General features: G+C 44.0%; 13 protein-coding genes and 1 rRNA gene. 8 read left to right on the top strand and 6 right to left on the bottom strand.

From position 1 onward, the window contains the following. Positions 1-411: 411 nt before the first annotated feature. The 6 genes from mnmG to rpmH form a co-directional block, all read right to left on the bottom strand. A complete protein-coding gene (mnmG, locus tag D4T97_RS19610; RefSeq protein WP_126052476.1) occupies positions 412-2,307 on the bottom strand; it encodes a tRNA uridine-5-carboxymethylaminomethyl(34) synthesis enzyme MnmG in 1,896 nt (631 codons plus the stop codon). 20 nt (positions 2,308-2,327) lie between these two features. Beyond that, positions 2,328-3,716: a tRNA uridine-5-carboxymethylaminomethyl(34) synthesis GTPase MnmE gene (gene mnmE / locus D4T97_RS19605; protein WP_126052475.1), complete on the bottom strand. Its 1,389-nt coding sequence runs from the start codon at positions 3,714-3,716 to the stop codon at positions 2,328-2,330. 388 nt (positions 3,717-4,104) lie between these two features. After that, a complete protein-coding gene (jag, locus tag D4T97_RS19600; protein ID WP_126052474.1) occupies positions 4,105-4,725 on the bottom strand; it encodes an RNA-binding cell elongation regulator Jag/EloR in 621 nt (206 codons plus the stop codon). Beyond that, positions 4,722-5,510, bottom strand: coding sequence for a YidC family membrane integrase SpoIIIJ (spoIIIJ, locus tag D4T97_RS19595; RefSeq protein ID WP_126052473.1), 789 nt, complete (start codon positions 5,508-5,510; stop codon positions 4,722-4,724). Before spoIIIJ ends, jag begins: the two co-directional genes overlap by 4 nt. Before the next feature lie 77 nt (positions 5,511-5,587). Continuing rightward, positions 5,588-5,974 carry a ribonuclease P protein component gene (gene rnpA / locus D4T97_RS19590; RefSeq protein ID WP_126052472.1) on the bottom strand — a complete coding sequence of 129 codons (387 nt, stop codon included), beginning with the start codon at positions 5,972-5,974 and terminating at the stop codon, positions 5,588-5,590. A gap of 495 nt (positions 5,975-6,469) precedes the next feature. Next, positions 6,470-6,604, bottom strand: a complete 135-nt coding sequence (rpmH, locus tag D4T97_RS19585; protein WP_126052471.1) for a 50S ribosomal protein L34 — start codon at positions 6,602-6,604, stop codon at positions 6,470-6,472. A 523-nt stretch (positions 6,605-7,127) separates the two neighbouring features. Between rpmH and dnaA the strand changes: the two genes are divergently transcribed. The 8 genes from dnaA to D4T97_RS19545 form a co-directional block, all read left to right on the top strand. Then, positions 7,128-8,477 carry a chromosomal replication initiator protein DnaA gene (gene dnaA / locus D4T97_RS19580; RefSeq protein ID WP_126052470.1) on the top strand — a complete coding sequence of 450 codons (1,350 nt, stop codon included), beginning with the start codon at positions 7,128-7,130 and terminating at the stop codon, positions 8,475-8,477. A 175-nt stretch (positions 8,478-8,652) separates the two neighbouring features. Further along, positions 8,653-9,789: a DNA polymerase III subunit beta gene (dnaN, locus tag D4T97_RS19575; protein WP_126052469.1), complete on the top strand. Its 1,137-nt coding sequence runs from the start codon at positions 8,653-8,655 to the stop codon at positions 9,787-9,789. A 790-nt stretch (positions 9,790-10,579) separates the two neighbouring features. Then, positions 10,580-10,795: a S4 domain-containing protein YaaA gene (gene yaaA, locus D4T97_RS19570; RefSeq protein ID WP_126052468.1), complete on the top strand. Its 216-nt coding sequence runs from the start codon at positions 10,580-10,582 to the stop codon at positions 10,793-10,795. A 12-nt stretch (positions 10,796-10,807) separates the two neighbouring features. Beyond that, positions 10,808-11,926 (top strand): DNA replication/repair protein RecF, encoded by a 1,119-nt coding sequence (gene recF / locus D4T97_RS19565; protein ID WP_126052467.1) that lies wholly within the window; start codon positions 10,808-10,810, stop codon positions 11,924-11,926. Between the two features lie 11 nt (positions 11,927-11,937). Further along, positions 11,938-12,186 (top strand): extracellular matrix regulator RemB, encoded by a 249-nt coding sequence (gene remB / locus D4T97_RS19560; RefSeq protein WP_126052466.1) that lies wholly within the window; start codon positions 11,938-11,940, stop codon positions 12,184-12,186. Positions 12,187-12,227: 41 nt separating this feature from the next. After that, positions 12,228-14,159, top strand: coding sequence for a DNA topoisomerase (ATP-hydrolyzing) subunit B (gyrB, locus tag D4T97_RS19555; protein ID WP_126052465.1), 1,932 nt, complete (start codon positions 12,228-12,230; stop codon positions 14,157-14,159). Between the two features lie 502 nt (positions 14,160-14,661). Further along, a complete protein-coding gene (gene gyrA / locus D4T97_RS19550) occupies positions 14,662-17,157 on the top strand; it encodes a DNA gyrase subunit A (protein ID WP_126052464.1) in 2,496 nt (831 codons plus the stop codon). An 859-nt stretch (positions 17,158-18,016) separates the two neighbouring features. Further along, positions 18,017-18,109 (top strand): 16S ribosomal RNA (locus tag D4T97_RS19545); the annotation flags it as partial.

The following is an 18,109-nucleotide window of genomic DNA, read 5'->3' as shown; positions in this document are numbered from 1 at the left end:
ATTCAGAGATAATGGTTGTCTAGCCCAAGCACCGTATTTCTCTGTGACAATTAAAAAATTCCCTTCACAAGAGCCGTCTTGTTGCCCGTACTTTCAAGCGCTTATGCTTTGACTAAATTAGTTTTGTTACTAATGTTTCTTAGCAACTTTCGTTGATTGTAGCGGAATGCGGCGCTCCTCGAAAATGATTCGCATTTCCTTCGTGAGATGTTTATTCGAAGAAGCTTTTTCTGGGTCCTGCGGGAAAAGCGTGTCCAGGTGAGACCCCGCAGGAAAAGCCGTCACGCAGAATGGCTTTTGCGCCCAAAAGCAAAGCGTTGGGCTAGCACCGTAGCGACGAGGAGGCTCACCGACCGCCCGCGGAAAGCGTCCGCCTGGAGCGGAAATCAACATTTAACAGAGCCAGTTAAATTATTCATCTCCCGATACTCTTGCAATTTTCCCATGCTCAATGTATACCAAAAGGATGGATATGTCCGCCGGATTGACTCCCGAAATCCGGGATGCCTGGGCAATGGACAGCGGGCGCACTTCGTTCAGTTTTTGACGAGCTTCCGTCGCAATTCCGTTAATGGCATCGTAATCGATATCTTCCGGAATCTTTTTATTCTCAAGCTTTTTCAACTTTTCAACCTGCTGCAACGATTTTTCAATATAGCCTTCATATTTAATTTGAATTTCCACTTGGTCGATCACATCGTCGGCCAGCTCATATTCTGAAGGGATCAGTTGAGCGATATGAGAGTATTTCATTTCCGGACGCTTCAACAGATCGGATGCTCGAATCCCGTCTTTCAATTCGCTGCCGCCCGCTTCACGGATGACTGCCTGTGTTTGTTCATTCGGTTTTAAGATCGTCTTTTGCAGACGGTTGATTTCCGCTTCGATATCGGCTTTTTTCTTCGTGAATTTTTCATATCTTTCCTGGGAAATTAATCCGATTTCGTGCCCAAGATCCGTCAAGCGCAGATCGCAATTGTCCTGGCGGAGAAGCAGCCTGTATTCTGCACGTGAGGTCAACAGACGATACGGCTCATTCGTGCCTTTTGTGACAAGATCGTCGATTAGGACACCGATGTAAGCATCAGAGCGGCTCAGGATAACTTCTTCTTTTCCAAAGATATTTCTGGCAGCGTTTATGCCCGCCATCAACCCTTGGGCGGCCGCCTCTTCGTATCCGGATGTACCATTGATTTGTCCTGCGGTATAAAGATTTTTGATCTTTTTCGTTTCGAGAGTCGGCCAGAGCTGTGTCGGTACGATTGCATCGTATTCAATCGCATACCCCGGTCTCATCATCCGTGCATTTTTCAAAGCGGGAACCGTTTTGATCAATTCATGCTGAACTTCTTCCGGCAAGCTGGTTGAGAGTCCTTGAACATACACTTCATTTGTATGGCGGCCCTCCGGCTCCAGAAAAATCTGATGGCGCGGCTTGTCGCTAAAACGGACGACCTTATCTTCAATGGATGGACAATAGCGCGCACCCGTTCCTTTGATCATTCCGGAAAACATGGGAGATCGGTGTAAGTTTTCATCTATCAGCCTGTGTGTATGTTCATTCGTATATGTTAGCCAGCAAGGGAGCTGGTCTGTTATCATTTTCGTTGTTTCGTAACTAAAGGCTCTAGGTTCTTCATCACCCGGCTGAATTTCCGTCAGACTGTAGTCGATTGTCTGGCTGTTGATCCGCGGCGGCGTTCCTGTTTTGAACCGCTCCATGTCAAAACCAAGCTCTCGAAGATGATCCGATAGCTTGATGGATGGCTGCTGATTGTTAGGGCCGCTTGAATATTTCAGTTCACCCAAAATGATTTCACCGCGCAGGAATGTACCTGTAGTGATGACCACCGCTTTAGAACGGTAAATCGCACCTGTCATTGTAATAACGCCTGTGCAGACTCCATCTTCCACAAGCAGTTCGTCGACCATTCCTTGATGCAGTGTAAGGTTCGGTTCATTTTCAAGTGTGTTTTTCATTTCATGCTGATACTGGAACTTGTCAGCCTGTGCCCGTAATGCCTGAACTGCAGGTCCTTTTCCGGTATTCAGCATCCTAATTTGTATAGCGGTTTTATCGATATTTTTCCCCATCTCGCCGCCGAGCGCGTCAATCTCTCGAACAACAACCCCTTTTGCCGGACCTCCGATAGACGGGTTGCAAGGCATAAAAGCGACCATATCAAGATTGATGGTGATCATCAACACTTCGGCTCCCATTCTAGCGGCCGCCAGGCCCGCTTCACATCCGGCATGCCCCGCTCCAATCACAATGATGTCATATTGGCCTGCTTCATATTGCTGCATTTCGTTTACCTCCTTATAAGTTATTTTCCTAAACAAAATTGGGAGAATAACTGATCGATCAAACTTTCCTGTACCGTGTCTCCAATAATTTCTCCAAGCAGTTCCCACGTTCTTGTCATATCGATTTGGACAATGTCGATTGGAGTGCCCACTGCAATTCCCTCCTGCACATCTTCGATCGCTTGGAGCGCTTGATGCAATAGAGCGATATGGCGACTGTTCGAAACATACGTAATATCGCCGGTCTCCAATTCCCCTTGGAAGAACATATCCGCAATCGCCTGCTCCAAATCGTCAATCCCTTCCTCCTGGAGCAAGGAAGTAGTAATAACCCGATGCTTGCCAGCGACTTTTTTGACTTGTTCCATATCTATTTTCTTTGGCAAATCCGTCTTATTGACAATGACAATAACATCCATGCCTTCGACCGCAGCAAACAGCTGCTCATCTTCCGGCGAGAATGGTTCCGCAGAATTAAGGACTAGTAAAATCAGATCCGCTTCCTTCAGAACTTTCCTAGATCGTTCAACACCGATTCTTTCTACTATATCTTCCGTTTCCCTTATCCCAGCCGTATCAACCAGTCGCAAAGGTACTCCACGTACATTCACATATTCTTCAATGACATCCCTCGTCGTTCCAGGAATATCAGTAACAATGGCTTTATTTTCTTGAACAAGACTGTTCAGCAATGATGATTTCCCGACATTTGGACGGCCGATAATGACCGTCGACAATCCTTCACGCAATATTTTACCTTGTTCAGCGGTTTTTAGTAATTTGTTTAGCTCTTTTTGAATATGATCCGCTTTTTCCGTTAGCATGCGATGCGTCATCTCTTCCACATCATCATATTCAGGATAATCGATGTTCACTTCGACATGTGCCAATGTTTCAAGGATTTCCTGACGCAAACCGGTGATCAGCTTGGATAGACGGCCTCCCATTTGATCCAGCGCTACATTCATTGCCTTGTCCGTTTTCGCACGAATCAGATCCATGACCGCTTCCGCCTGGGACAAATCGATCCTTCCATTTAAGAAGGCTCTTTTTGTGAATTCTCCGGGTTCGGCAAGACGCGCGCCGTTGTTTAACACAAGCTGTAGCACTCGGTTGACGGATACCATCCCGCCGTGGCAGTTGATTTCCACAACGTCTTCTTTTGTATAAGTCCGCGGCGCCCTCATGAGGCTCACCATTACTTCCTCTATCATTTCCTCTGTCTTTGGCTGGATAAGCCGTCCATAATGGATCGTATGTGAAGCCATCTCCTTCAGCCGCTTTCCGCTGGCGCTTCGAAAGACTTTGTCCGCTATTTCGACCGCTTCTTCCCCGCTAATCCTGACAATGGCGATTCCACCTTCGCCAAGCGGGGTCGAAATTGCTGCTATCGTATCAAAATCCAACATGCTCACCACTTCTTTTAAAAATAATATATTAACACAAAATTACTTTCGTAATAATCCACAGTAAAAATCTCGTCCAACATCATCTGGCCATATCCACAAGCCAAAAGCCGTACTCTTTATTTTAACTTATCCACATGTGAATAACAATGCAGCCAAGTGACGTTTTAGTAAAAATGTTGGTGGAGTGTAAGGAAGGACGAGTTAACCATAAATATATAGAAGGTCTCGGTATCCCGAGGCTCTCTCCCTTGTCAAAAAACAACTTTAGATACGCTCTCCTTTTTAGTGATTTCCGTATCCGGACGATCTGAAATACCATTTACGAAAAACTTACCGCGCGCAAAGATTTTCCGCACAACAAAAAAACACCTCCCGTATCCGGGAGGTGTCATTTTGGCTGAATAACGACATATCGATTGGGTTCTTCCCCTTTGGAAACCGTCTCGACATCTTCGCTTTCTGCAAGTACAGTATGTATGATTTTTCGTTCGTAGTTGGGCATAGGCTCCAATGAAACGGGTTCGCCAATCTGCGTTGCTCTAGATGCAAGCCTTTCGGCAAGGCGGACGAGCGTTTCTTTGCGCCTGTCCCTATAATCTTCAGGATTGAGAATCACTCGGATATAGTGCGACGAATGGCGGTTTGCCACAAGCTGGGTCAAATATTGCAGAGCATTGAGAGTCTGCCCTCGCTTACCGATCAGCAGGCCCATCTTTTCTCCTGAAATATTGAACATGACATTGCGTCCGTCTTTGTCCACTATGTCAATTGTCGCTTCTATTCCCATATTTTTGACGATATTTTGTAAAAATTGCTCCGCTGATTCGACAGCGCCCGGCTTCGCTGTCACTTCAACAACGACCGGGCGTGATCTAAACAATCCGAATAATCCTTTTTTCCCTTCATCGACAACTTTGATTTCTACTTGATCTTCTGTTGCTTCTAGTTGAGCCAAAGCCGATTGTACTGCTTCTTCCACGGTTGATCCGGTTGCAGTGACTTGTCTCACTTTTTAGCTCCCCTCACCTTTCCATCGTTGGCCGTTGCGGTTCCAACAGCCGGCGGTTTTATAAAATATGTTTGAACAATCATAAATATATTACCGACTACCCAATATAAGGAAAGTGCTGCTGGAAAATTAATTGCAAAAACCAAAATCATGACCGGCATGATATAAAGCATCATCTGCATTTGCGGATTGACGCCTTCCGTGCCTGCCATCATCAGCTTTTGCTGCAAGAAGGTTGTAATCCCTGCAATGACTGGCAAAATGTAAAAAGGATCGGGCGCTCCTAAGTCAAACCAAAGGAATGTATGTGTAGCTATTTCTTCAGTTCTGATGATCGCCTGATAAAAACCAATTAAGATCGGCATTTGAATTAACAGCGGAAAACAACCGGCAAGCGGGTTAACCCCATGCTTTTGAAACAGCTGCATCATTTCTTGCTGTAACTTTTGCTGAGTTTGCGCGTCTTTTGAGCTGTATTTTTCTCTCAATTTTTGCATTTCAGGCTGAAGAAGCTGCATAGCTTTTGAACTTTTTGTTTGCTTGATCATAAGCGGCAAAATAGCAAGTCGTATTAAAATGGTAACGATCACAATCCCCAAACCGTAGCTATTACCGAACAATTCAGCTGTTGTAGTAATGAGCCATGATAATGGATAAACAATATATTGACTCCAAAAGCCAGTGCTTTCAGCGGTGATCGGTACAGGGTCAGTAATTGACGAACAGCCTGCTGTTATTACCACAAGAGCAAGCAGTGCAGCAACGAGTAGTATTCTTTTTTTCAAACTTCATATCCTCCCTAGTGTATGAAAATAACCCTTATGGGTAGCTAGATATGGTCTATCGGTTATTTTAACACTTTTCATTGTTTCTGTTGATTAAAATCTTGATTATTTTTCGTTCGATTCATCTTCTTAAGACTTTTTCCAAGCCGGAGGACATGTTCCAGGCTCTTTTTCACAGAATGGTAATCCATTTCGGCCGCCGGTTTCCTGGCGATAATAACAAAATCCTTATTGTGGCTCACTTGCTCCTGGAATTCATGAAAAGCTTGGCGTATGTAGCGCTTGATCCGATTCCTCGTAACCGCATTTCCAATCTTCTTGCTAACGGACAGACCAATCCGAAAATGGGTCTGTTCCTTTTTCTCCAGCATATAAATGACAAACTGCCTGTTTGCCACTGATTTTCCTTTTTTAAATACTGCTTGGAATTCTGCATTATCCTTAATTCTAAATGCTTTTTTCATACATCCACCTCAACAGAGAAAAGCGCAATCACTTCATTGCATCTCTGGAATCTGGCATTTTTAATAGTTCTTCCATTGTTCAGCTTCAGCGCCTATCGACTAGCAGACTTCTCCTGCAGCGCAGTTTATCTGAGGATGTTTGGCTCACCTTTTCGGTGCCACTCTATCTAGCTGCAACGCCTAGCCCCTCGAGGTCATAAGCCTGCAAGGAAGGATACTCAGGAAGAGTGTGCTCCTGCGCCAAAATTAACTCGAGGGAGTCTTGTTCAGCTCGTCGCAAAGCTGCACGAAGCAACTCAAGGTAGCTTCCCATGATGTGATTGAAGTCAGTAGCTTCCCTATAATGGCTGAAGAACTGCCTCCTCGGGAATCGTCTTATGCTTGTCGGGGGCTGAACAAGGCGTTACCGCATTTAAGGCTCAGTCTGTAAGTCAATGGCGCTTCTGCTTTTTTCTTCTCTAATTAGAAAAAAGACCACTGAGACGTTTCAGTGGTCTACGCTGATAAAACTTTTCTTCCTTTACGACGGCGAGCAGCCAAAATTCTACGGCCTGTCTTTGAACTCATCCGTGTACGGAAACCGTGGACTTTACTTCTTTTACGTTTATTTGGTTGGAACGTTCTTTTCATTTATTACACACCTCCTCGAGGATTTGAAAAAATCACAGGTTAAACAGTCTCACTAATTATAAAGATGTGGCGGAATGATTGTCAACCTCTCATTTTTATTTTTCTGCCGATCCTTTACCTCTTAACCAATTAATTTTCCCTTGTGGATTGTTTGTGAATCCCTTTTCGCTTATTCACATCAATTATCGACAACTTTTTCACATATTCTACGGCTGTTGATAATTAATTTTATGGCAATATTTAATCATGTGGATAATGTCTTCCATTCATTGCAGTCCTTTGCTTTATTTGATATGATAAAATTGTTTTTACTGTGGAGAGCATTCCATCATCCAGCTCTTATCCACAGATTGTGAATAACATGTGGATTGTTTATTCACCCGCTATGGATATCATTGTCCACATTTAGTGGATATTGTCGAAAAGGACTATTCCTACTATAATATATACTTTTCCACATTCATCAGACCCTCAACGACAAAACAACGTCCCGATATTAAAGTGAAGCAAAGGAGGTAAAGTATTGGAAAACCTGTCTGATCTTTGGGAGAAAGTACTGGAAAACATAGAAAAAAAGATTAGTAAACCCAGTTTTGATACATGGCTGAAATCGACCGAAGCCTATGAGCTCCAAGGCGATACGATGACAGTCGCTGTTCCCAATGAATTTGCTAGAGACTGGCTTGAAGGCCGTTATACAAAATTGATTTCCAAGCTTTTATATGAACTTGTCGGAGAAAATCTAAATGTTAAATTCATTATCCCTCCTGATGCGGAAGAACAAACTCAAAAGGAGCCGGCTCCTAAGTCAAACACCATCCAGGAAATAAAAAGAGAAGAAACGTTTCAAAACATGCTTAACCCTAAATATACTTTTGATACTTTTGTCATTGGAGCGGGTAACCGCTTTGCCCATGCTGCATCGCTTGCAGTCGCCGAAGCGCCCGCAAATGCATACAATCCTCTTTTTATTTATGGAGGGGTCGGGCTGGGAAAAACCCATTTGCTGCATGCGATCGGCCATTATGTACTGGAACACAATCCATCGGCAAAAGTGGTTTATCTATCTTCCGAAAAATTTACAAACGAGTTCATCAACTCGATCCGGGATAATAAAGCTGTCGATTTCAGGGATAAATATCGAAATGTGGATGTGCTTTTAATAGACGATATTCAATTTATAGCCGGAAAAGAACAAACCCAGGAAGAATTTTTCCATACATTTAATGCACTTCATGAAGAAAGCAAGCAAATCATCATTTCAAGCGACAGGCCTCCAAAAGAGATTCCTACTTTGGAGGACAGGCTCAGGTCACGCTTTGAATGGGGATTGATTACTGACATCACCCCTCCTGATTTGGAGACCAGAATCGCAATTTTACGTAAAAAAGCAAAAGCGGACGGCCTGGACATTCCTAATGAAGCCATGCTGTACATAGCGAATCAAATTGATACGAATATAAGAGAGCTTGAAGGAGCATTAATCAGGGTTGTTGCCTATTCCTCGTTGATCAATAAAGATATCAACGCAAACCTTGCAGCCGAAGCTCTAAAGGATATCATTCCCAGTTCGAAGCCAAGGGTCATCACCGTTCTGGACATCCAAAAAGCGGTCGGTGCAGAGTATAATGTGAAACTGGAGGACTTCAAAGCCAAAAAGCGGACGAAATCCATCGCTTTTCCAAGGCAGATTGCCATGTTCCTATCCAGGGAACTGACTGATCTCTCCCTGCCTAAAATTGGGGAGGAATTTGGAGGACGTGACCATACGACGGTCATTCATGCCTATGATAAAATTTCAAAAATGCTGGATTCTGATACAGAATTCCAAAACATAGTTAACGGGATCCGTGACTCTTTAAAAAATCCGTGATGGGGATAGTGTGAATAAGTGTGCTCAACTGTTGCACATGATGTCCACATGTGAATATCTTGTGTTTTTCATTCATTCACATACTTATCAACATATCCACAGCCCCTACTACTATTACTACGGTTTTTGTTTATAAAAAGATAACTATATAAAGGCTGAAACGAGGGAAGGAATCATGCAATTTATCATTCAGCGAAATCGGCTGATCAACAGCGTTCAACACGTAATGAGGGCTGTCTCTTCAAGAACAACCATACCTATTTTGACGGGAATCAAAATTGTAGCTGACAATAACGGAATTACTTTTACAGGAAGTGACTCCGATATTTCAATTGAGTCATTTATCCCTGTCGAAGAAGACGGCGATCAAATAATTGAAATGAAACAGACAGGAAGCATCGTTCTGAATGCTAGATTTTTCGGAGATATCGTAAGGAAACTTCCAATGGATACTGTAGAAATAACAGCGGAAGATTCGCAGCATGTGCTCATCAAATCTGGAAAAGCGGAATTTAATTTAAACGGGTTCGACCCTTCTGAATATCCGCATCTTCCTCAAGTACCTGAAGATGATGTATTTTCCATTCCGAGTGATCTTTTGAAAACAATGATCAGGCAAACGGTCTTTGCAGTGTCCACCTCAGAAATACGCCCCATCTTGACAGGTGTCAACTGGCAAATTGAAGGTGGAAACTTGGTTTGTGTAGCAACAGACAGTCATCGGCTGGCAATGAAGTCCTCGCCAATAGACGTGTCTGATGATGTCAGTTATCAAACAGTCATTCCGGGTAAAAGCCTCCTGGAACTGAGCAAGATTTTAGATGACAGCGATCAGCAAGTAAATATTGTCATCACAGAAAACCAGATACTTTTTAAAACGAAAAATCTTCACTTTTTTACAAGACGGCTTGAAGGAAATTATCCAGATACCTCACGCCTAATCCCAACGGATTACAAAACAAATATCACTCTGGATGGAAAACTGTTTAATCATGCAATCGACCGTGCGTCCCTATTAGCAAGAGAAGATAGAAACAATGTTGTGAAATTAGCATCCTTAGGGGAAAACATGCTTGAGATCTCCTCGAATACGCCTGAAATTGGTAACGTCTCGGAAGAATTGCCGATTGAATCCCTTGAAGGAGATGAATTGACCATCTCATTCAGTGCTAAATATATGATGGAGGCCCTAAGAGCTATTGACGGAACAGCCATTACGATCAGTTTCACAGGAGCTATGAGACCGTTCATCATCCGTTCATCGGAAGATCCATCTATTTTGCAGCTTATCCTCCCTGTGAGAACTGCTTAAAAGAAAAGCGTAAGCGCCTGTACATCGACGTACAGACTGGAGTGCCTTCAACGAGATAAAGGAAACACGGCGACGAAGGAGCCGATGTTGACTTATCGTAGGAGGAGGCGCGAAGTCTGCTAGTCGATAGGCGCTGGAGCTAGACAAATAGAGAAAAGCGTAAGACGGCCGCTTAGGGGCGACAAACGCTGGAGGACAACCAGTGAAGTCGCCCTTTGACTTCATTGGCTTGTCCGAAGCGACCTATAGCCCCTGCCGTCTGGAGCTAGACAAAAAGAAAAGCGGAAACGCCTTGGTCAGCTCCGACAAGCACAAGACGATTCCCGAGGAGGCAGTTTTTCAGCCACCACAGGGAAGCAGCTGACTTCAATCACATCGTGTGATCCATCATCGAATATGCTTCATGCAGCTTTGCGACGAGGTGAACAGTCACCTCCTCGGATATGCTTTGCCGCAGGAGCACATACTTCCATGAATAGTCTTCTTTGCTGGCTTATGACCTCGAGGGGCTAGGCGCTGTAGCTAGACATTCAGAAAAGCAAAGTCTGCCGCTTAAGTAAGTTACACATTCTTTTATTTGTGATTTAACCTGCCTTTAGGTGGGTTTTTTCTTTTTTAATCAAAGGTTGTGGATAAAATTTTCGAGCGATTGTTGACTCCGAAAATTGTTAGCAAGGAATTCTTGGCAACATGTTCATTTTAGGCAGCCAGGGTCATTCTAATTTTTGTCATACAGGCAAATCTTTAGTAAAATAAAGATAGTGATTACTTTTTAGGAAAGAGTGAGAAAGTGGAAACAAAAATCAAGATCGAGACGGATACCATTACGCTTGGGCAATTCTTGAAGCTTGCCGACATCATCCAATCCGGAGGGATGGCGAAGTGGTTTTTAAGCGAGCATAAGGTTCTTGTGAACGGGGAGCAGGAGCAAAGAAGAGGAAGGAAGCTTGTCAAAGGCGATCTACTTGAAATTACAGGATTTGGAAATTTCATTGTTGTCCAATAAAGGGTTGACTCAATGTATATTGTAGAGCTGGAATTGGAAAATTACCGCAATTATGAACAACTCTCACTTTCTTTTGAAAATAAAGTAAATGTATTTGTCGGAGAAAACGCCCAGGGTAAAACCAACGTCATGGAAGCGATCTATGTACTTGGGATGGCGAAGTCACACAGGACGTCCAATGATAAAGATTTGATACGCTGGGATGAGGAGTATGCTAAAATAGAGGGTAGGGTCCAAAAGACGAATGGGTCTGTCCCTTTGCAGTTAATTACTTCCAAAAAAGGGAAAAAGGCAAAGTTTAACCATATTGAACAAAGAAAATTAAGCCATTATGTAGGTAATATGAATGTTGTCATGTTTGCGCCTGAAGATCTCCGTCTTGTAAAAGGGAGCCCTCAAACAAGGCGTCGTTTTATTGATATGGAGATTGGGCAGGTGTCGCCGGTCTATCTTTTTGATATCGGCCAATATCAAAAAATTTTACAGCAGCGAAATCATTATTTGAAACAACTGCAGACGAAACGACAGACAGATCGAACGTTCTTGGATGTTTTAGATGCGCAATTTATCGATGTAGCTATTAAAATCATCCAAAAAAGATTTGAATTCATCCATCTGCTTGAAGGATGGGCCAAACCAATACATGCCGGCATTTCCCGTGGACTGGAAACGCTGGGCATTCAATATAAACCTTCACTGGACGTATCAGAAGCCTTTGATTCGTCCAAAATGATTACTATATTTGAAGAAAAACTTTCATCAATCAGAGACAGGGAAATTGACCGTGGAATCAGCCTGGTCGGTCCCCATCGGGATGACGTGAATTTTTTCGTGAACGGGCGTGATGTGCATACATTCGGTTCGCAGGGACAACAGCGGACAACCGCCCTTTCAGTAAAACTGGCTGAAATAGAGTTGATCCATTCCGAAATTGGAGAATATCCAATTCTTCTTCTGGATGATGTGCTATCCGAGCTGGATGACTACCGTCAATCGCATTTGCTGAATACGATTCAGGGGAAAGTCCAAACGTTTGTTACGACAACAACGACAAGCGGGATTGACCATCAGACAATCAAAGAAGCGGATAGTTTTTTTGTGCAAAACGGAAGTATAACAAAAGTCCAATGAGGTGAAACCCAATGTATGTCCATGTGGGTGATGATGTGATGATTCGCTCCAGTGAAATCATCGCTATTTTAGATAAACAGACTGTCCAGGACTCCGAAGAGATGCTGGAGCTGATAAATCGGAAAAAGTCTGAACTTGTCGATATCGCAAACGGCACTTTTAAATCTCTTGTCATCACTCCGTCCCATATGTATCTATCACCTATTGCGATTGCCACTTTGAAGAAGAAAGCGCTGAGCGGCGTACCGATGAACGGTTAAGGTTCATGATGAAATAGATGGAAAGTGCAGGTGAATCGTCAATGTCAATGGAACAAAGAGCATTGAAGGAACAAACGTATGATGAACATCAAATCCAGGTGTTGGAAGGACTCGAAGCGGTTCGCAAGCGGCCTGGAATGTATATCGGCTCAACAAGTGCCAAAGGGCTGCATCACCTTGTCTGGGAAATTGTCGATAATAGTATCGATGAAGCCATGGCGGGTTATTGTGACGAAATCGTCCTGACCATTGAGCCTGATAATAGTATCAGTGTTCAGGATAATGGTCGGGGAATTCCCGTTGGTATCCAGGAGAAAATGGGTCGACCGGCAGTAGAGGTAATTTTGACTGTACTCCATGCCGGAGGTAAATTTGGCGGTGGCGGTTATAAAGTGTCGGGCGGCCTGCATGGCGTGGGTGCCTCTGTAGTTAACGCGCTGTCATCTGAATTGGAAGTATATGTCCATTTGAACGGAAAAATTCATTATCAGAAATATGAACGCGGTGTTCCCCTTTTTGATCTAAAAGTCATTGGGGATACCGATCGGACAGGAACAACGATTCATTTCAAACCTGATCCTGAGATTTTTACGGAAACAGTGGAATATGATTTTGAAACGTTATCTTCTCGTACCCGTGAACTGGCCTTTTTAAACAAAGGACTGAAATTGGTCATTGAAGATAAGCGCGAAGAAGAGCTGATAAGGAAAGAATTCCACTACGAAGGCGGAGTCATTTCTTATGTCGAGCATTTGAACAGATCGAAAGAAGTGCTGCATGAGGAACCCATCTACATTGAGGGAGAACGTGAAGATATCTCAATTGAAATCGCCATGCAATATAACGATGGATATGCAAGCAACATTTACTCTTTTGCGAATAATATCCATACGTATGAAGGCGGAACCCACGAATCGGGATTCAAAGCTGCGTTGACGAGAGTCATCAATGACTATGCGCGCAAAAATCAAATATTTAAGGATAATGACAGTAACTTGTCCGGGGAGGATGTCCGGGAAGGCTTGACGGCTATCGTTTCCATCAAGCATCCAGATCCGCAGTTTGAAGGCCAAACAAAGACAAAGCTAGGGAACTCCGAAGCACGTACTATAACGGACGCCCTTTTCTCTGAACACTTCGAGAAGTTTTTACTAGAGAATCCTTCGTTGGCCAGAAAAATTGTTGAAAAAGGCAGCATGGCCGCCAGAGCGCGCATGGCGGCGAGGAAAGCGAGGGAGCTGACCCGCCGCAAGAATGCGTTGGAGGTTTCCAACCTGCCGGGTAAACTGGCGGACTGCTCATCAAGGGATCCAGCAATCAGCGAATTATATATCGTGGAAGGAGACTCTGCCGGAGGTTCCGCAAAGCAAGGGCGTGACCGCCATTTCCAAGCGATTTTGCCGTTGAAAGGTAAAATCATCAACGTGGAAAAGGCAAGGCTTGACCGTATCCTTTCCAATACTGAAGTTCGGGCAATCATAACGGCGCTCGGAACTGGAATCGGCGAAGAGTTTGATATTTCCAAAGCCAGATACCATAAAGTGGTCATCATGACGGACGCAGACGTAGACGGCGCCCATATCCGGACTTTGCTGCTGACGCTGTTTTACCGCTATATGCGGCCGCTGCTTGAAGCGGGATATATATATATTGCCCAGCCGCCGCTATTTAAAATCAGCCAGGGCAAAAAAGAAACATACGTCTATTCTGATCGCGAATTGGAGGCCGCCTTGGCGGACCTTCCAAAACAGCCGGTTCCCGGTGTCCAGCGTTATAAGGGTCTAGGGGAAATGAACCCAGAACAGTTATGGGAAACAACAATGAACCCTGAATCCAGGACACTTTTGCAAGTGGAGCTTGAAGACGCCATTGATTCGGACGAAACTTTCGACATGCTGATGGGGGAAAAAGTGGAGCCGCGGCGCCTGTTCATTGAGGAAAATGCGTTGAACGTAAAGAATTTGGATATATAACGAGTCGGTTGAAAGCAAGTGATGCAGTAAAAAGATTGCTGCTTCACTCGCTTTTTTTAAGGAAGAAGAAAGCAATAAAATTTTTCATGGATGAAGGTTAGGAAGCGTATATGCTTTGTCCAGCGACGGACAGGACGTGCTAGTGCAGGCGAAATGACAGGACAAGGAAAGCTTCGACAGCATTACAACATACGAAGAAAAAGCGTTAGCTTTTGAAGACGTCGCTGCCAGAGCCTGCCTGAAGCGCCAAGCCCCTCGAGGTCTCAAGCCTGTAAGGAAGCAAAATCAGGAAGTATGTGTTCCTGAGGCATAGCTTAGTTGGGGGAGTAATTGTTCACCTCGTCGCAAAGCAGCATAAGGCCCATTCGGGGAAGCTTCACACGATGTGATTGAAGTAAGTTTCTTCCCAGTGGCAGAGGAACTGCCTCCTCGGGAATCGTGTGCTTGTCGGGGCTGAGCAAGGCGCTTGCGCTTTTCTTGAAGGAAGGAAGGTTGTGAGTTTATGTCAGACATGCCTGATAACGTAAAAGAAATTAATTTAAGCCAGGAAATGCGCTCTTCATTCCTTGATTATGCGATGAGCGTTATCGTTGCGCGTGCCCTACCCGATGTCCGGGACGGTTTAAAACCGGTTCACCGCCGGATTTTATATGCGATGAATGATCTTGGAATGACGAGTGATAAGGCATATAAAAAGTCGGCTAGGATTGTCGGTGAAGTAATCGGGAAGTATCATCCTCACGGAGACTCGGCTGTTTATGAAACAATGGTCCGGATGGCCCAAGACTTCAGCTACCGGTATATGCTTGTGGACGGCCACGGGAACTTTGGTTCGATTGACGGAGACTCAGCGGCCGCCATGCGGTATACGGAAGCAAGAATGTCAAAAATTTCAATGGAACTCGTTAGAGACCTGAATAAGGACACCATAGATTACAAAGACAATTACGATGGGTCGGAAAAAGAACCTGCCGTTCTGCCTTCTCGTTTTCCGAATTTGCTTGTCAACGGTTCATCAGGAATCGCTGTCGGTATGGCAACTAATATTCCTCCTCATCAGCTGGGCGAAGTGATTGATGCGATCATCACACTAAGCCGAGATCCTGAAATCACCATTCAGGAATTGATGGAGCATATTCAAGGGCCGGATTTTCCGACCGCCGGGCTGATTGTCGGCAGAAGCGGTATCAGAAGAGCCTATGAAACAGGCCGCGGTTCTATTATGATGCGGGGCAAAGTGGAGATTGAAACAAAAGCCAATGGAAGGGAAACAATCATTGTCAATGAGCTCCCATTCCAGGTGAATAAAGCAAGGCTCATTGAGCGGATCGCTGAACTTGTACGAGAAAAGAAAATCGATGGCATTACCGAGCTGAGGGACGAGTCCGACCGCGTAGGAATGAGAATTGTCATGGAAGTGCGCAGGGATGCAAATGCCAACGTCATCTTAAACAATCTATATAAAATGACAGCACTCCAGACAAGCTTCGGGATCAATATGCTTGCACTTGTCGATGGCCAGCCGAAGGTTTTGAATTTAAAACAATGTCTCTATTACTATTTGGAGCATCAGAAAGTCATCATCAGAAGGCGTACGGAATATGAACTTCGCAAAGCGGAAGCGCGTGCCCATATTCTTGAAGGCCTGCGGATTGCCTTGGATCATATCGATGCTATCATCAGCCTGATCAGAGGCTCAAAGACTACAGACATTGCCCGTGCCGGGTTAATGGAGCAATTCAGTCTGAGTGAAAAGCAGGCACAAGCTATTCTTGATATGAGACTCCAGCGCTTGACTGGTCTGGAAAGAGAAAAGATTGAGGAAGAATATCAAAATCTTGTCAAACTGATTTCTGAACTGAAGGCGATTTTGGCTGACGAGGAAAAAATCCTTGAAATCATCAGAGAAGAGCTTCTTGAAGTCAAAGAGCGCTTTGACGATGGTCGCCGGACTGAGATTGTTGCGGGCGGTATCGGTCACCTGGAAGACGAGGACTTAATACCAAGAGAGAATGTCGTTGTCACGCTTACGCATAACGGCTATATTAAACGTCTTCCAATTTCAACATACAGAAGCCAAAGACGCGGCGGCCGCGGCGTGCAGGGAATGGGTACAAATGAGGATGATTTTGTCGAACATCTGATTACGACATCCACTCATGATACGATTTTGTTTTTTACAAACAAAGGGAAAGTGTATCGTGCAAAGGGATATGAGATTCCTGAATTCAGCAGAACAGCCAAAGGTCTGCCGATCATAAACCTGCTTGGCATAGAAAAAGGCGAATGGATCAACACTATTATCTGTGTTGAGGAATTTCTTGAGGATTGGTATTTGTTCTTTGCGACAAAACATGGTGTGGTGAAACGGACGCCGGTATCGGCATTTGCCAACATAAGAACAAATGGTTTGATTGCACTGAATCTTAGAGAGCACGATGAACTGATCTCCGTCAAATTGACCGACAATACCAAAGATATCGTTGTGGGTACGAAAAACGGTCTCTTGATTCGATTCAATGAAACGGACGTACGTTCAATGGGAAGAACGGCTACAGGGGTAAAAGGAATTAATCTAGCGAATGACGATGAAGTCATCGGCATGGAAATCCTTGAAGAAGATCATGATGTTCTTGTGGTCACTAAAAATGGTTTCGGTAAACGAACACCAGCTGCAGATTACAGAATCCAATCTCGCGGCGGAAAAGGAATCATTACGTGCAATATCACAGAAAGGACAGGTACTGTCGTTGCAGTTGAAACGGTTAAAGGCGATGAGGATCTCATGCTCATCACTGCTGGAGGCGTTTTGATCAGGATGTCTGTTGAAGATATTTCAGTTCTTGGCCGAAATACCCAAGGTGTCATTTTAATCAGGCTGGACGATGAAGAATCTGTCGCTACTGTCGCAAAAGTGGAAAAAACCGAAGGACTTGAAGAAATTTCAACAACGCCAAGTGACGAGGAAATTACAGGCGAAGAATTGTATGAATCTTAATTGGGAAGCGTCGGGATCCTCGACGCTTCTTTTATTTTAGGTAAAATGAATTTCACTTAAACCAAGGATACGTTATATCCAGTTCCGACGGCGCATTGAGTCGGCCAGGCGCCATCGGCTTGAGGTCATAAACTATATGAGGAAGTTTATTAAGGATGAATGTGCTCCTGCGCCTTAGATTTTTCAAGGAAGCCTTGTCCAGCTCGTCGCAAAGCTGCAAGAAGCATGTTTAAAGAAGTTTCTCATGATGTAATTAAGTAAGTAGCTTTGCTGTGGCAGCTGATAATACACTTAAATTCGTATTGTGATTGGCACGCAGGTCGCGCCATGCTCCTTTCTTAGAATGCAAAAAAGAATATAAAGTCGAGGTTCAGCGCCTGTTCTCAAGGCCAACCCATTCAAAGAAAATAGTGCTCATGCGACACAGTTAATTTAGAGACAGGATTAAATTAAGCTGCTCGGCGAAGTATTTGCTCTCGGACATCTGTTTGTTGCTTTGTTCGGGGCACTTACGCTTTCCCTAAAAATATTATTAAAAAAGCATTGCCAGAATAAATGAAAGGTGTTATATTATAAATCGCTGTCCAAACAAATAGTTTTCTACTAAAAAATAATTTAAAAAGTAGTTGACATATAGTCGGCAGCTTGTTATTATATAAAAGTCGCCTCTGACGCGGTGCGAAAAATAACTCGAAAAAAGTTATTGACAAACTTTAATCAGCGCGATATACTAGAAAAGTTGCTTGAGAGAGCAGCTGAAAAGCAAGTTTGATCTTTGAAAACTGAACGAAACGAAACGTCAATAATTTTGATGTAACAATGGTTTTGAACCATTGCCAGCTTTATGAGCTAAACAAACTTTTATGAGAGTTTGATCCTGGCTCAGGACGAACGCTGGCGGCGTGCCTAATACATGCAAGTCGAGCGGATGAAGAGGAGCTTGCTCCTTGGA

Origin of the sequence: Siminovitchia acidinfaciens (assembly GCF_003605385.1) — a bacterium.
GTDB lineage: Bacteria > Bacillota > Bacilli > Bacillales > Bacillaceae_C > Siminovitchia > Siminovitchia acidinfaciens.
The sequence above is the reverse complement of the archived record's forward strand: the minus strand, read 5'-3'. Positions and strand labels throughout refer to the sequence as shown.

Coding starts and splice junctions, on each gene's coding strand:
- mnmG (WP_126052476.1), bottom strand. CDS start 2,307: ATGCAGCAATATGAAGCAGGCCAATATGACATCATTGTGATTGGAGCG.
- mnmE (WP_126052475.1), bottom strand. CDS start 3,716: ATGTTGGATTTTGATACGATAGCAGCAATTTCGACCCCGCTTGGCGAA.
- rnpA (WP_126052472.1), bottom strand. CDS start 5,974: ATGAAAAAAGCATTTAGAATTAAGGATAATGCAGAATTCCAAGCAGTA.
- rpmH (WP_126052471.1), bottom strand. CDS start 6,604: ATGAAAAGAACGTTCCAACCAAATAAACGTAAAAGAAGTAAAGTCCAC.
- dnaN (WP_126052469.1), top strand. CDS start 8,653: ATGCAATTTATCATTCAGCGAAATCGGCTGATCAACAGCGTTCAACAC.
- recF (WP_126052467.1), top strand. CDS start 10,808: ATGTATATTGTAGAGCTGGAATTGGAAAATTACCGCAATTATGAACAA.
- remB (WP_126052466.1), top strand. CDS start 11,938: ATGTATGTCCATGTGGGTGATGATGTGATGATTCGCTCCAGTGAAATC.
- gyrB (WP_126052465.1), top strand. CDS start 12,228: ATGTCAATGGAACAAAGAGCATTGAAGGAACAAACGTATGATGAACAT.
- gyrA (WP_126052464.1), top strand. CDS start 14,662: ATGTCAGACATGCCTGATAACGTAAAAGAAATTAATTTAAGCCAGGAA.